The organism is Rhodonellum psychrophilum GCM71 = DSM 17998 (genome assembly GCF_000381545.1).
Classification (GTDB): domain Bacteria; phylum Bacteroidota; class Bacteroidia; order Cytophagales; family Cyclobacteriaceae; genus Rhodonellum; species Rhodonellum psychrophilum.
This window is the reverse complement of sequence record NZ_KB906687.1, coordinates 42,819-57,909: the sequence shown is the minus strand read 5'-3', so window position 1 is coordinate 57,909 and position 15,091 is coordinate 42,819. Positions and strand designations below refer to the sequence as shown.

The following is a 15,091-nucleotide window of genomic DNA, read 5'->3' as shown; positions in this document are numbered from 1 at the left end:
CTATAAATTGAAAAACAATTGCTATTGAATTTTCTAGGGAAAGGTGTACGATGAATGTTCGCATTGTACACCTTTCCCTAAATTATATAGGAGATAAAGTATGAAAAATCAGAAAAAAAAGGAGGACTACCTGGATTATTTAGAACTGTTGAATATGGTTCTTAAAGAGAAAAAGGTGATGGTATACCTTACGCTGACAGGCCTTTTTTTTGGTTTATTGATTGCTTTTTCCACACCAAAGGAATATCAATCTGTTGCCATTATTCTTTCTGAATCTGAAGATTCCGGAAACCTTTTTGGCATTCAAGGAGGATTGGCAGGATTAGCAGGGATTAATCTGCCTCAGATGCAACAGAGTCAATCCGCGATTACTCCAGAAATGTTTCCCGATATAGTGGGAAGTAGGGATTTTCTTTTGGATCTGATGAAAGAAAAATTCTTTTTCCAAACCAAAGGTGAGGAAATGACCCTTGAAGAATATTATGCCGTTGAAAGACCAGCCAATCTTGTTCAAAAGAGTATTGGGTTTGTTTTTGGAATTCCCTCAAGACTTATCGGCTTGTTTAAAAAACCAGAAATTGAAGTTATAGAACCGGTCAAAATTGATGAGGTTGATTTTGAATCCAGAAATTATGTGAATGTTTCCTCCCAGGAAAATTATGTAATCGGGCAATTGAGGAAAAGAATCAACATAGATTTGAACAAAAAAATCATCACGCTGAAGGTTTTTATGCCGGAAGCCTTGATTTCGGCTCAAGTGAATGCCTTGGTTATCGAAAAATTGATAAAGTTTGTTGTGAAATACAGAACCGCCAAGCAAAATTTCAATGTAGCATTTGTGGAGGAACGGGTCCAGGAAGCGGAGCAGAAGTTTATGGAGGCCCAAGATAAGCTGGCGACATTCAGGGATACCAATCAGGGAATCGTTTCGCAGCGGGCCAGAAGCAAGGAAGAATTGTTGCAATCGGAATTCAACATTGCATTTAATATATACAATACACTGAAACAAGAGCTCGAACAGTCCAACATGAAATTGAAAAGGGAAACCCCGATTTTTTCGGTTTTGGAACGGGCTTCGGTACCTTTGTCAAATGGAAAGCCGAATAAACCTTTGATTATTGTCGCTTCTATTTTTATTGGCTTGATGATTGGAATAATATTTTCAGTATTAAAGATCATTACAAAAAGTTTAAAATCATCCGAAAATCAATGAGTTCGATTCAAATGGTGGACCTTCAGTCCCAATATACCAAGATAAAAACTGAAATAGACGGCGCCATACAAGAAGTGATTGACCAAACAGGCTTTATCAATGGTCCACAGGTCAAAAAATTCGCTGCCGAATTAAGCGAGTATACTGGAGCAAGTTTTGTTATCCCTTGCGCAAATGGGACAGATGCACTTCAAATTGCCATGATGGCATTGGATTTCAAGCAGGGTCAGGAAGTTATCGTGCCCGCATTTACCTATGTGGCAACTGTTGAGGTGATCGCTTTATTGGGATTGAAACCTATCTTCATTGATGTTGATCCCGATACTTTCCAATTGGATATCAATCAATTGGAAGAAATAATCTCGCCAAATACCGTCGGGATTGTACCGGTACACCTATATGGACAGTGCTCCGAAATGGAAAGCATTCTTTCTATTGCCAAAAAGCATGGTCTAAAGGTTATCGAAGATACTGCCCAAGCGATTGGATCCAAATATTCTTTTTCAAATGGAAAGAGTGCACAAGCAGGTACGATGGGGGACATTGGAACAACCTCTTTTTTCCCATCAAAGAATCTGGGATGCTTTGGAGATGGAGGAGCAATTTTTACCAACGACGCGACCTTGGCAGAGAAAATTCAGACCATTGCCAATCATGGTCAAAAGCAAAAATACATACATGAAACGATTGGGGTAAATTCCAGATTGGATACGTTACAAGCCTCTATTTTGAGCGTAAAACTCAAATATTTGGATACGTATTCAGAAGCAAGACAAAAAGTTGCGGCAAGTTATGACGAAGCTTTTGGGAATGTTCCTCAAATTCAGACCCCAAAGCGGGTATTGAACTCCACACATGTTTTCCATCAATACACTTTGAAAGTAAAAGATAGCCTTAGAGATAATCTGAAACAATATTTACAAGCATTGGGTATACCGAGTATGGTTTATTATCCTATACCTGTACACCTTCAAAAGGCGTATCAGCAATTTGCTTACGCCGAAGGGGATTTTCCGATTTCAGAAAGGCTTTGTGAAGAAGTGATTTCGTTGCCCATCCACACAGAAATGAAGGAGGAAGATCAAGCATACATTATCCAATCGGTTTTAAAATTCTTTAAGGATGGAAAATAAGTTTTTCGCACATCCTACAGCCGTAATAGATGAAGGCTGTGAAATAGGGGAGGGTACCAAAATTTGGCATTTCACCCATGTGATGCCAAATTGTAAAATAGGAAAAGGCTGTAACTTGGGACAAAATGTGGTCATTTCTCCAGAAGTAATTTTAGGAGACAATGTAAAAGTCCAAAACAATGTCTCCATTTATACAGGTGTTACCTGCGACAATGATGTGTTTTTGGGTCCATCGATGGTTTTTACCAATGTGACCAACCCAAGAAGCGCCATCAATCGCAGGGATCAATATTCCAAAACCCACGTTGGGAAGGGTGCCACGATAGGTGCCAATGCCACGATTGTCTGTGGTCATGACATTGGGCCATTTGCATTCATCGGTGCAGGATCAGTGGTAACAAAAACCGTCCCGGCTTATGCACTTCTTGTAGGGAATCCAGCCAAACAGATCGGCTGGATGAGCGAGTTCGGGCACAGACTGGATTTCAATCCGCAGGGCCAGGCCACTTGTGCCGAAAGCGGTGAAAATTATGTTTTAGAGAATAATATCGTTAGAAAAGTATAGCATGAAAAATTTTGCATTGATAGGGGCTGCGGGTTATATCGCGCCGAGACATATGAAAGCAATAAGAGACACCCAAAACAATCTATTGACAGCCTTTGATAGGTTTGATAGTGTGGGGGTGATCGACAGTTATTTTCCAGAGGCAGATTTTTTTACGGAGTTTGAGAGATTTGACAGGCATGTGGAAAAGCTTAAAAGAGAATCCAATAAGGTGGATTATGTGAGTATCTGTTCACCAAACTACCTCCATGATTCCCATATCAGATTTGGTCTGAGAATAGGTGCAGATGTGATTTGTGAAAAACCATTGGTGTTGAACCCTTGGAACATTGATGCATTGAAAGAAGTGGAAAGGGAGCATGGAAAAAAGGTTTACAATATCCTGCAATTGCGACTGCATCCCTCCATCATTGCCCTCAAAAAGCAAATTGATTCGGATACAAGCGGTAAAATCCATGATGTGGATTTGGCTTATATCACTTCGCGTGGGCATTGGTATTATTCCAGTTGGAAGGGAGATGTATCCAAGTCAGGAGGAATCGCCACCAATATTGGCGTGCATTTCTATGATATGTTGACCTGGATCTTTGGAGACGTGAAGAAAAGTGTGGTGCATGTACATACCCACGACAGAGCATCGGGTTACTTTGAGTTGGAAAAAGCGCGGGTAAGATGGTTTCTGAGCATTAATCCAGACACCTTACCGCAATCTGTAAAAGACAAAGGAGGGCGGACCTTTAGGTCTCTGACGATGGAGGGCCAGGAAATTGAGTTCAGTGACGGTTTCACGGATCTACACACCAATAGCTACAAGCATATTTTGGAAGGTAATGGCTTTGGATTGGAAGAAGCCAGAAAGTCCATTGAAATCGTCCACGATATCCGGCATATGGAGACGATTGGTCTTCAAGGAGATTATCACCCTTTGGCAAAAGCACCTTTGAGTAAACATCCTTTTGAAAAAAACCATTGAGGGTTTTTTTATCGGAGCATGCACCTGAACTAGAGAACCTAAAATGAAGGATAAAAAAGAAATTCCTTTCAATAAGCCCTATTTGACAGGGAAAGAAGTCCATTATCTCTACGACTCCGTATCGTCAGGCAAACTTTCTGGGAACGGGAAATACACCAAAAAATGTCAAAATTTTCTTGTCAATTCCTATGGTTTTGGCAAATGCTTGTTGACGACTTCTTGCACGGATGCATTGGAAATGGCCGCACTCCTGATCGATATCCAGCCAGGGGATGAAGTGATCATGCCATCTTATACCTTTGTGTCCACTGCAAACGCTTTTATTTTAAGAGGGGCCAAAATCGTATTTGCCGATAGCAGGAAAGATCACCCCGGAATGGACGAAGCCTCCATCGAGAAATTGATCACAGCAAAAACCAAAGCAATCGTGCCCGTGCACTATGCCGGAGTGGCTTGCGACATGGATGTGATTATGGATTTGGCAGATCAGTATAATCTGTTTGTCATCGAAGATGCCGCGCAAGCCATCGATAATTATTATATTGATAGAACAGGAAATAAAAGAGCGCTGGGTTCCATTGGACACTTGGCCGCGTTTTCCTTTCATGAAACCAAAAACATCATCTCCGGAGAAGGGGGGATGTTGGCGATCAACGATGCCCAATTTCAGGAAAGAGCAGAAATCATTTGGGAGAAAGGAACCAATAGATCCTCGTTTTTCAGGGGTGAAGTGGATAAATACGGTTGGGTAGACATTGGTTCGTCTTTTTTGCCATCTGAGCTGATTTCGTCTTTTCTTTGGGCGCAACTTGAAAATCTCAAGGAGATTCAACAGCGGAGGACCGAGATTTGGAATTTGTACTTTCAGGGTTTGGAAACTTGGGCCCATGACAATAATATTGGTCTTCCCGTCATCCCGAGCTATTCCACCAACAATGCCCACATGTTTTATTTGGTTTTTGAAAACATTGAGCAGCGGGATTCGGTCATCAAAAAATTGAAGAAGAACAATATCCTTGCAGTATTCCACTATTTGAGTTTGCATAAAAGTGAATTTTATAAAGACAAACATGATGGTAGGGAATTGATCGAATCAGACAGTTTTTCGGATTGCTTGGTGAGATTACCTATGTTCTTCGAACTTGAGGACAGTCAGATAGAAAGAATCATCAAAGTCATCAAGAGCTCAATCTAAATGGATCAACCCGAAATCGAGAATTTGATATTTTTGCCCGATTCACCTTATTCCAATTTGATCATCGATCGATCGGAAAAGGTGAGTCCAGGAATAAGCAAATATTTCATTTTGGTCTATGAACCGAAAAAAACAAGATTTATCACGAGTCAAAACTGTACGATTTCAAAATATGGCTCAGAGCAGTTTTTCGATGCTTTGGGGGAATTGAAACAATACAAAAGAATTATCATCCATTATCATAATGCAAACACTGCCCATTTTTTACACAAAAACAAGGATCTTTTAGCTTATATTCAAGTCATTTGGGTGCTTTGGAGCGGAGATTTGTACAATCTTTCAAAATTCCAACATAAGCTGTATCAAAAGGACACCAAGAACCTGATCAGCCGCGAATCGGTTGTCTCAAAATTGACCGTCAAAGCCAAGGATATCATCAACTATTTCCTACATCGGCCAAACAGCATCTACCACAAGGAGTCTTTCAAATATATCAATTTCATTGCAAGTCCATTTGATCAGGATGTTACCAATGCAAGGGAATACCTGAAAAAAGAATTTATCCAAATCCCATTTGCCTTTCTATCGATAGAAGAAGCGTTCGACAAAGATAATTTCTGCAAAATACCACTGTTGGGGACCAAAATAATGGTGGGTCAATCGGGTACCCCCGAAAACAACCACACAGAAATTTTTTCCCTTTTGGGGAAACTTGAATTGGAAAATGAAATATTTTGTCCCCTGGCCTACGGGGATGCTGATTATAGCCTCAAAATCTTAACCCTTGGGAAAGAGGTTTTTGGCGACAGGTTTGCGCCACTGACGGATTTCGTAGAAAGGGATGATTACTACAAAATGCTTAGGGATGTCCGGTTTGCGATTTTCAACCATAATGTCCAGAAAGGATTTGGCAATATTCTGGGATTGATATTTCTAGGGGTAAAGGTTTTTTTGAACCCTTCGAATACCGTCTACTCTAGTCTGAAGGATTGGGGAATTGTCTTGTTTAAAATTGAAGACATAGATCAAAGTAGTTTTAGAATGCCTTTGACCAGGGAGCAAATTGAAATCAACAGAAAAATCATCACTGATAAATTTAGTGAGGAGATGTTGGATACTTATTACCTAAATCTTTTGGAAAGTCCCGAACCCTTGGATCCCCAAAAGTAAACAGATGCCAAAACACAAAATATTTCCATGTTAAAGGCTTTTTTCAAGGATAGTGCGATCTATACCTTGCCCTCATTAGTCAGCCGAGGACTATCATTTTTTCTTTTCCCGCTTTATACCCAGGTATTGTCGCCTACAGACTATGGCGCATTTGATATCCTTGTGGTGTTTGGGAATTTAATTACACTTACAGTCGCATTGGAGATCTCACAAGGGGTGGCGAGGTACTATACCGAGGAGCAAGATCCTGATAAAAAGATTGTTTATGCTTCCACATCTTTTTGGTTTTCCCTGGTTTGCTATTTCTTATTTATGGTCTTTAGCCTGATTTTTTCAACCACCTTGACGGGATGGCTTTTGGATGACAAAAGTTGGAGTGGGATCTTTCAATTGTATACGCTGCATATTTTCCTGTATGGATTGTTTTGTTTGATCCAAAATCAATTCCGGTGGGAATTTAGAAGCAAAACATACGCACTGATAAGCATCATCGTTACGCTCACCACTGCAGGCGTTTCTGTTTATCTTGCGTATTTTTTGAAATGGGGCATTCATGGAATTCTCTATGGATTGATTTCTGGCAGTTTTGTGGGATGTGTTTATGGTTTATGGAACCTTAGAAGCACCTATCAATTAAAATTTGACTCATCTTATTTGAAAAAGATGATCACATTCTCCGCTCCGTTGATCCCTTCCAGCATTGCAGTCTTCATGAGCCTTTATATTGACCGTTTGATGATCAATCATTATCTCTCACTGGAAGAAGTAGGTATCTATGGAATTGGGTATCGATTGGCAAGTATCGTAGGCTTATTGATGATTGGTTTTAAAGGAGCTTTGACACCCTTGATTTATAATAATTACAACAAAAAAAACACGCCTAAAGATCTTGCTGTCATTTTTCGCTATTTCTCCGCGGCGGCTTTGATGATTTTTCTTGGCCTAAGTATTTTCTCAAAAGAGATCCTGACCATCATCACCACTCCAGCTTATATCCCTGCCTCCCAAGTAGTGATTTACCTTATTCCTGCTGTGTTTTTCTCAAATATGTATGTCTTTGCACCAGGGATTACGATCACAAAAAAAACACACTTCCTGATCTATATCAATATGGGAGGAGCCTTGGTCAATTTTCTCTTGAATTTGGTCTTGATTCCCCGATATGGAATATCAGGTGCCGCCATCGCAACCTTTATAGGCTATGGCTTTGTTTTTGGAGTCCACATGATTATCAGTCAAAAACTCTATTTTGTCCCCCACAAATGGAAACAATTGGTATTGGCGATTGGCGTGTTCGGATTGATTGCCGGTTTTGGGCTGACAATGGATTCTGATTATCGGTTTAATTTCCTTATTAAATTGGGGATATTGATCATGACCATTCCCTTGGTTGTTTTGTTGAAATTGATCTTGAAGAAGGAAGTGGTCCAAGTCTATGTTTTTGTTAAACATCGGTTTTTTTCAAAATAGAGATTGGATTGATTTTGAAAATTCAAATTTTAAAAGCTAAAAATTGAAAAAAGTATTGATACTTTCCTATTCCTATATGGACAGGGATCCACGTGTTTTAAGGCAAATTGCTTTTTTCGAAAGCAAGCAATTTGAGGTTTATCTGTCTTCCTTGTCTTATACGGGCAACCATCAGTTTATACCGCTGTTGAAGGTCAAGAAAGGCTTGGCTCAGAAATTCCTGAAGGCAATCCTCTTTTTGTTTCGGATAAATAGATTTCGCCTTTCAAATTTCCTCAAAAACAGCAATGTCGAATCGTTAAATAATAAAGTAGATCTTGTTGTGGCAAATGACATTGAGACTTGGCCAATAGCGATTCGTCTCAAATCAAAAAACAAGAACATAAAAGTGGTTTTTGATGCACATGAGTATTATCCGAGACATTTTGAAGATGTTTTGATGTGGAGAATATTGCATCAATCCTTTTATCTATACCTCTGCAATAAGTTTATCCATAAGGCAGACGTCTTCATGACGGTGTGCAAGGGGATTGGTGAGGAATATAAAAAAAATTTCAATACCGAATATTTGTTGGTGTACAATGCTCCGGATTTCGAGCCGGAATTATGGCCAAATGAGATTGACGCCAATCACATCAAACTGATTCATCATGGCAATGCCAATCCCAGTAGGAAGATAGAATCTATGATCAATCTGATGAAATATCTGGACAAAAGATTTCATCTTTATTTGATGCTGATGCCTACGGATAAAGGGTATTTGGCAGAACTGAAAAAAATCGCTTCGAAATTTGACAACGTTACTTTTTTGGATCCTGTGCCGACACAGGAAATACCCAGGTTTATCAACAAATTTGATATGGGAGTTTTCCTTCTTGACCCAGTAAATTTCAACTATGAACACGCATTGCCAAATAAATTCTTTGAATTTATGCAAGCAAGATTGGGAATAGCAATAGGGCCATCCAAAGAAATGAAATACATTTTGGAAGAGCAGCAGCTCGGCGTTGTATCGGAGGATTTTGGGGAAGCTTCACTCGCGAAAAAAATCAATAGCCTTCAAATCGATGATTTGATCGAGTTCAAATGGAACGCCCACAAATGTGCACAAGAATACTCCAACGAAGGGAATAAACGTGTTTACGAGGGAATAATTGAAAATTTTAAAGCTTTTCGAAAGTGATTAAAATTGTTCTTGTCACCTTTTATTTCTCCCCATGTACCCTTACACCAGCACAAAGGATCAGCTATTGGGCAAAAAACCTGAATAAAATAGGGATTTACCCAATTGTGGTGACAAGGGATTGGGAGGCGAATATCAAATCCCATTTTGACACTAAAAAGCCCTTTGGGAAGGAGATCAAACATGAGAAGTTTGAAACGCATGAAGTTTATTATTTGCCTTTCAAACCCGGGTTGCTGGACAAAGCTTACAGTAAATTTGGGGAGACCAAATGGAGACCTTTGTTTATCCTGGCCAAGATCCTGGATGTTCTGTTGATCGCAGGAACGCTAAAATTCACTTCTTATGCCAATTTCTTTCCGTTTTTGACGGAATTGAAAAAGACCGAGGATTTTGAAAAAGTGATCATCTCAGGTGAACCTTTTTATCTCTTTAAAATAGGATATTTGATTTCCAAAAAACTAAAATTGACTTGGATAGCCGACTACCGGGATGATTGGAGTACCAATGAACTGCAAAAAGCCAAAAGTGGCAGATTCATCCGCACCCTCATCTCCAAACTGGAGGCCCATTACGAAAAAAGATGGGTCGGAAGCGCAAAATTCATCATTTCGGTTTCAGAGAATTATACGAAAAGAATCTCTGAATTCATTAACGTCCCAGGAGTAACGGTCGCCAATGGCTTTGAGGAAGAAATCCTTGATCTTCCCCCGGAAAATTTATTTGAAGATTTCACGGTTGTTTATAGTGGGACACTTTACCCGTCACAAAACATCAAATTGGTTTTGGGGGCTTTGAAAATTGCCTTAGAGAATGGTAATCCCTTTCGGTTGGTTTTTTTGGGTTCAGGTTTTGACATCAAGGAGAAAAAAAGGATTGATTCTCTGGTGGAAGATTCATTGAAACCCTATGTGCAAATTACCGATAGATTGCCTCGAATGGAAGCCCTTACATTCATTAAAAAAGCACATGCAGTATTGGCAATTTCTTATGGTGACATGAAAGGAATTCCATCCAGCAAATTGTACGAGTATATTGGCTTGAAAAAACCAGTGCTTTTATGTCCCTCCGATCATGATGTGATGGAACAAATATTGAAAGATGTAGGCCTTGGATACTTTGCGGACAATGCTGTTTCCTGTTTTGAGCAGATAATGAAAATCCGATCGGGGTATAAAAAAGAAGGATTCCGCATGGAAGTTGACGCCGGACAAGATAAAATCCTTAAATATTCCAGATTTCACCAGTTGATGAAACTTAAAAACCTTATTTAGTGGTCCAAAGAAGCAAGGCACAAAGGATTCCCAGTGATTTTTTTGGGATGGTTTTGATCATAGGTTTCTTTATCATGAGTGCCAACCGACTGGTTGGCATTCCATTGGATAAGGTATTTATGTTTTTGTTTTTGGTTATTTTGATATTGAAGAATATCTTTTTGAAAACCCAAATATCCAATTCAACTATTTTGGCAGTGGTTTCCATCTGCGCCTTCATTTTCCTGTCATTTTTACTCAATATTCCAGACTCCTCTGCGATTGTTTTTTTTCCAGTGCTGGGGGTTTTCTTTGCATTTCTCTGCAGTGAGGAACCTGGATTGCTGGACGTATTGTATTATGCCTTGTTTGCGCACTTGATGATAGGTTTGATATTTGTCATTTCCAGCTATGGTCTGGGGATAAATTCCTATGTCCATCCCATGTATGATAAAGGTGTTCCATTTCTGCACGCAGCAAAAGGTTTTACCACCACCGTACAAACCTACGGAACCTTGGGAATCACCTGGTTTTTGATTTATTATTGGCGAAAGGATAAGAATAAGAACAAGAAAATCGATCATGTTTTTTATGCAATGGCTTTACTTGCTTTGCTCATCACATTCAATAGAAATACTTTGCTTATTTTCTATCTGATCATCTTTTTTAAGCATAAAAAAGTTTTCTTTTCGATATTGTTTATGATAGCGGCCTTTTACTTATACTTCTTTGATTTTATCAATAGTGTATTGTTTAATGTCAGTACACTTACTTCCAGGTCGGATTTGTTGGCGGCATTTCGATTGTCATTTTTTGAGGATACCGGATGGGTTGGATATATTATTGGGCACGGAAACAATATGGTAGCGGAAGAAATTGCGAGAACTACTTATTATAAAACCGGATACATCGAAAATGGTACTGCGGTATTGCTTTACACGTATGGGTTTTTGGGTTATCTGGTATATTTGATTTCCATAATTTTACTTTCATTGGGATTTTGGCTGAAAAAACAGTTTTTTTATGCCTTTATCGTTTTTTATATTTTCATTATTGCCCAGCAATTCACCCACGAATTTTTCTCCACAACATTTTATCTCATGTTGGCCGCCGTTTTGATAATTTTAAGAAATAAAAAATCAACTGTTGAAAAGGATAGTTTTCTTTCATTTACTGAATAATTATACGGGTAGTCCAATGGTCCTGAGAAATGTCATCCAAGTGGCACTTTCCCAAAAGTATAAGGTAGACCTGTACACAAGCAACTCTGAGGGGTTTTTGAGTGGAATACCAGGAATCACCTACCACAACAACCATTACAAAAGGTATAACCAAAAAGCACTTACTTTTTTCTCCTTTTTCGCCAGTCAGATTGTTCTTGGATTTCAATTGTTCATGAAATACAAGAAAACAGACAGCTTGTTTTATGTGAATACCATATTGCCTTTCGGAGGGATTTTGATGGGCCGATGGATGGGGAAAAGGGTGATTACGCATGTTCATGAATTTGAAATCAGCCCAAAACTGTTAAACCGATTTCTGTTTGGAATCGTAAATAGGTTTTCGAAAGAAACGGTGGTTGTTTCCCATTTTCTTACATCAAATCCCAATCTTAAAAACAAAAACGTAAAAGTCATTTATAATTCCATAACTGAGGATTTTGAGGGCAAAGCCAAGGCCAAGCACCAAAAAAATAAAACTTTTAATGTGTTGATGTTGGCCTCATTAAGGCCGTATAAGGGCATTTTTGAGTTTATAGAACTGGGAAATCGTTTGCCGCAATATACTTTCACCTTGGTTGTAAGTGATTCGCCGGATGATTTGAAGAAATTTATCTCAGAAAGGGAGATCCCAAAAAATGTACAAATCTTCCCAGTTCAGGCAGATGTGCATCCATTTTACAGGAATGCTGATTTGATTCTCAATTTGGCTGTGAAAAGTCAAGTTGTAGAAACTTTTGGCCTTACCATATTGGAAGGGATGTATTATGGATTGCCTGCCATCGTTCCTATTTCAGGGGGGATCACGGAATTGGTGCAGGAGGGCTTCAATGGGTTTCATCGTGACTCTACTGAAATTGACAAAATAGTGAAGACGATTGAGACTATCGCCACTGAACCAGGATACTGGAATGAATTGCATCTCAATAGCCTAACAATGAAGGAGAAATTCTCCAGGAATAAATTTGAAATAAATATTTTAAAACTTTTGACAGCATGATGAAATTTCCCAGCCTCTGTGCTGTTTTGACCATTCTATATTTACTTCCGAATCTTTCCATAGCCCAAGAATCACTTAAAGCTAATTTTACAACCTTCGAATTGTTTGGTGATGAATTGGAAGGAACTCCAACCTTCAAAGGTTGGAAAAATGAAACAGTACCGCTGATTCTGAAAATAAAATCTACCAAATCCGAGAAAATAAATTTTAAGGTTAAAATAGGGAACAAAAGAGTTTCGTACAATGCATATCAATTGGCCTATGTAAAAGGCGATTTTTCATCAGGAGTATGTGGAGAAGCAAAGAAATCCGGGAAATTTGAAATAGGCTATTTTCCAGATCGGGCAGTTGAGATTTTTGATCGCTGTATCCAACCGGACAGCACAGTCCATTATTTATTACTCAACCTCAATATTTCCAAAAACGCAAAGACTGGGAAATATCCGATCTCGGTGGAAATAAAACAGGGAGAGAGCAGTTTTACAAGTTCCTCTCAACTTGAAATCATCGATAGAACTTTGCCATCATTTGCCGAACTGGATTTTAAGATGGATTTTTGGCAATATCCATTGTCTGTGGCCAATTATTATAAAGTAGATCCATGGTCTGATGCACACATGAAGCATCTGGGAGTGATGTTTGACCAGCTCAACCATATCAACCAAAAAGCAGTTACCACCACCGTTTTTTGGGATATTTTCAATACTTCCATCAAACCCCTGGAAGAGATGATGATCCAAGTGCGCAGGAACAAGGATGGGCACTATTCCTATGATTATTCCAATTTCGAAAAATATGTGAAGCTTGGGTTTTCAAAGGGCGTTGACCAACAGATTTCAGTTCACAATCTTTTTCCATGGAATAACTTTTTGTTCTATTTTGACGAGACCCAAGACAAGGTGGTTTCTTCACGGAATTTGCCCATGTCTTCGGAATATCAAAAATTCTGGAAAGCGTTTTTGGAGGATTTCAGCAAATATCTTGAGAAAAAAGACTGGCTGGAAAAAGTTGTGTTTTTCATTGATGAGAGGACTCCCGAACAATCTATAGAGATTTCAAAATTCGTAAAATCTATTGAGCCAAAATTCAAAATGGGATATTCAGGAAAATATTATGAAGCTTTGTCTCCCTACATCGATGATTATTCACTGTCTTCAAACATCGTTTTAGAAAAAAAAGTGTTGGATGGTCGAAGGGCAGCAGGACATTCTACCACTTTTTATACGTCATGCTATGAAAAACAACCGAATATGTTGATGATGTCTAATTATGGTGATATTTATTTTATATTGATGTTGGCTAAGGCCAAAGGTTATGATGGCTTCTTGAGATGGGCATTCAATCTATGGTCCAGTGATATAGTTGACAATGCCATTTATCCGGATTTACCTTCTGGTGATGCTCATTTTGTCTATCCAAACGGACAGGTTTCTTTAAGATATTTGATCATACATGATGCGTTGGAAGAGGTTTTGAAGATCAAAAGCAAGGAAAATCTTCCGAAAACCGCAGATATGTTAAAGGCTCACAACAGGTATTTTTTGTTGAATATTGAAAAGAGTAGGTTGGAAATGATTAGAAGTATGAAAACGTATCTGAATGATTAATAAAAGCGTAGCAATCGTCGGGACAGTTGGGGTTCCTGCAAATTATGGGGGCTTTGAGACTTTGGTTGAAAATCTGTTGAATTTGCTGCCAAATTCATATGATGTGACTGTTTTTTGCGAGTCCAAGGCATTCCCCGAAAAACTGGAAAAATATAAAAATGCCGACTTAATCTACATTAAACTTCGTGCGAATGGGTTTCAAAGCATATTTTACGACATTTTTTCCATTCTGAAATCTTTCAGAAAATACGATTACATCCTGATTTTGGGTGTTTCAGGGACCATCATTCTCCCCATGATCAAACCTTTTTCCAGTGCGAAAATCGTCACCAATATCGACGGTCTGGAGTGGAAAAGAGATAAGTGGGGGAGTTATGCAAAGAAATTCCTGAAATTTTCCGAAAGGCTGGCCGTGAAATACTCCGATATAGTCATCACGGACAACAAACATATCCAAAACTACGTCATGGAGGAGTACGACACGGAATCAACCTTGATCGCCTATGGTGCAGATCATGTCTCGGCTGTAGAGGTTGACCTTTATCTCAAGAAATTTCCTTTTCTAAGGCAGCACTATATATTTACCGTCTGTCGGATTGAGCCTGAAAACAACATCGAAATGCAGCTCCAGGCTTTTGCAGATCAGGATATTGAATATCCTTATGTCATCGTTGGCAATTGGAATGCAAGTGATTACGGAATGGATTTGTACAAGCGGTATGCCCGAATCAAGGGTTTGATTTTATACAACCCCATTTATGATTTTGAGGAATTAAACGTATTGAGGTCCAATTGCTATTTTTATCTTCATGGCCACAGTGCCGGGGGGACCAATCCTTCTTTGGTGGAGGCGATGTACCTCGGATTGCCGATACTTGCCTTTGGAGTCAACTACAATATTGAAACAACCTTTGGCAAGGCGGTTTATTTTGACAATTCTGAGGAATTGAAACAACTATTGATGTCACTGGAATCTTTGGATCGAGACACGATAATGAAAGACATGTTAAGGTTGGCCAAGAAGAATTATTCATGGAGAGCCATTACCAAAAAGTACATCAAGGTTTTCAAACAATTGGAATTGGCCGAAACCGAAAGTTAATCAGAAT

At 39.0% G+C, this 15,091-nt stretch carries 13 protein-coding genes; all 13 read left to right on the top strand.

Annotation, left to right across the window (positions count from 1 at the left end):
- Positions 1–100 precede the first annotated feature (100 nt).
- Genes F824_RS0118760 through F824_RS0118700 form a run of 13 tightly spaced genes read left to right on the top strand, consistent with a single transcriptional unit; the run spans position 101 to position 15,084 of the window.
- The gene (locus tag F824_RS0118760; RefSeq protein ID WP_019599475.1) at positions 101–1,213 is read left to right on the top strand and encodes a GNVR domain-containing protein; all 1,113 of its coding nucleotides are present in this window, start codon (positions 101–103) and stop codon (positions 1,211–1,213) included.
- Positions 1,210–2,346: a DegT/DnrJ/EryC1/StrS family aminotransferase gene (locus F824_RS0118755; protein ID WP_019599474.1), complete on the top strand. Its 1,137-nt coding sequence runs from the start codon at positions 1,210–1,212 to the stop codon at positions 2,344–2,346. Before F824_RS0118760 ends, F824_RS0118755 begins: the two co-directional genes overlap by 4 nt.
- Positions 2,336–2,911, top strand: a complete 576-nt coding sequence (locus F824_RS0118750; protein WP_019599473.1) for an acyltransferase — start codon at positions 2,336–2,338, stop codon at positions 2,909–2,911. The genes F824_RS0118755 and F824_RS0118750 overlap by 11 nt, the downstream gene beginning before the upstream one ends.
- A 1-nt stretch (position 2,912) precedes the next feature.
- Complete coding sequence (locus tag F824_RS0118745) at positions 2,913–3,884, top strand: Gfo/Idh/MocA family protein (RefSeq protein ID WP_019599472.1); 972 nt, start codon at positions 2,913–2,915, stop codon at positions 3,882–3,884.
- Positions 3,885–3,927: 43 nt separating this feature from the next.
- A complete protein-coding gene (rffA, locus tag F824_RS0118740; protein WP_019599471.1) occupies positions 3,928–5,079 on the top strand; it encodes a dTDP-4-amino-4,6-dideoxygalactose transaminase in 1,152 nt (383 codons plus the stop codon).
- Positions 5,080–6,249 (top strand): TDP-N-acetylfucosamine:lipid II N-acetylfucosaminyltransferase, encoded by a 1,170-nt coding sequence (locus F824_RS0118735; RefSeq protein WP_019599470.1) that lies wholly within the window; start codon positions 5,080–5,082, stop codon positions 6,247–6,249.
- A 27-nt stretch (positions 6,250–6,276) separates the two neighbouring features.
- The gene (locus F824_RS0118730) at positions 6,277–7,719 is read left to right on the top strand and encodes a lipopolysaccharide biosynthesis protein (RefSeq protein ID WP_019599469.1); all 1,443 of its coding nucleotides are present in this window, start codon (positions 6,277–6,279) and stop codon (positions 7,717–7,719) included.
- Between the two features lie 43 nt (positions 7,720–7,762).
- Positions 7,763–8,902 carry a glycosyltransferase family protein gene (locus tag F824_RS0118725; RefSeq protein ID WP_019599468.1) on the top strand — a complete coding sequence of 380 codons (1,140 nt, stop codon included), beginning with the start codon at positions 7,763–7,765 and terminating at the stop codon, positions 8,900–8,902.
- Positions 8,899–10,176 carry a glycosyltransferase gene (locus tag F824_RS0118720; RefSeq protein WP_019599467.1) on the top strand — a complete coding sequence of 426 codons (1,278 nt, stop codon included), beginning with the start codon at positions 8,899–8,901 and terminating at the stop codon, positions 10,174–10,176. The genes F824_RS0118725 and F824_RS0118720 overlap by 4 nt, the downstream gene beginning before the upstream one ends.
- Positions 10,176–11,336, top strand: a complete 1,161-nt coding sequence (locus F824_RS0118715) for a hypothetical protein (protein WP_019599466.1) — start codon at positions 10,176–10,178, stop codon at positions 11,334–11,336. The genes F824_RS0118720 and F824_RS0118715 overlap by 1 nt, the downstream gene beginning before the upstream one ends.
- Positions 11,302–12,375, top strand: coding sequence for a glycosyltransferase family 4 protein (locus tag F824_RS26225; RefSeq protein ID WP_139189714.1), 1,074 nt, complete (start codon positions 11,302–11,304; stop codon positions 12,373–12,375). Before F824_RS0118715 ends, F824_RS26225 begins: the two co-directional genes overlap by 35 nt.
- Positions 12,372–13,982, top strand: a complete 1,611-nt coding sequence (locus F824_RS0118705; RefSeq protein WP_019599464.1) for a DUF4091 domain-containing protein — start codon at positions 12,372–12,374, stop codon at positions 13,980–13,982. Before F824_RS26225 ends, F824_RS0118705 begins: the two co-directional genes overlap by 4 nt.
- On the top strand, positions 13,975–15,084 hold the full coding sequence (locus tag F824_RS0118700) for a DUF1972 domain-containing protein (RefSeq protein WP_019599463.1): 1,110 nt from the start codon (positions 13,975–13,977) through the stop codon (positions 15,082–15,084). The genes F824_RS0118705 and F824_RS0118700 overlap by 8 nt, the downstream gene beginning before the upstream one ends.
- The last annotated feature ends 7 nt before the right edge of the window (positions 15,085–15,091 follow it).

Excerpts from the sequence above, each read along its gene's own strand:
- F824_RS0118760 (WP_019599475.1), top strand. The coding sequence starts at position 101 with ATGAAAAATCAGAAAAAAAAGGAGGACTACCTGGATTATTTAGAACTG.
- F824_RS0118755 (WP_019599474.1), top strand. The coding sequence starts at position 1,210 with ATGAGTTCGATTCAAATGGTGGACCTTCAGTCCCAATATACCAAGATA.
- F824_RS0118750 (WP_019599473.1), top strand. The coding sequence starts at position 2,336 with ATGGAAAATAAGTTTTTCGCACATCCTACAGCCGTAATAGATGAAGGC.
- F824_RS0118745 (WP_019599472.1), top strand. The coding sequence starts at position 2,913 with ATGAAAAATTTTGCATTGATAGGGGCTGCGGGTTATATCGCGCCGAGA.
- rffA (WP_019599471.1), top strand. The coding sequence starts at position 3,928 with ATGAAGGATAAAAAAGAAATTCCTTTCAATAAGCCCTATTTGACAGGG.
- F824_RS0118735 (WP_019599470.1), top strand. The coding sequence starts at position 5,080 with ATGGATCAACCCGAAATCGAGAATTTGATATTTTTGCCCGATTCACCT.
- F824_RS0118730 (WP_019599469.1), top strand. The coding sequence starts at position 6,277 with ATGTTAAAGGCTTTTTTCAAGGATAGTGCGATCTATACCTTGCCCTCA.
- F824_RS0118705 (WP_019599464.1), top strand. The coding sequence starts at position 12,372 with ATGATGAAATTTCCCAGCCTCTGTGCTGTTTTGACCATTCTATATTTA.
- F824_RS0118700 (WP_019599463.1), top strand. The coding sequence starts at position 13,975 with ATGATTAATAAAAGCGTAGCAATCGTCGGGACAGTTGGGGTTCCTGCA.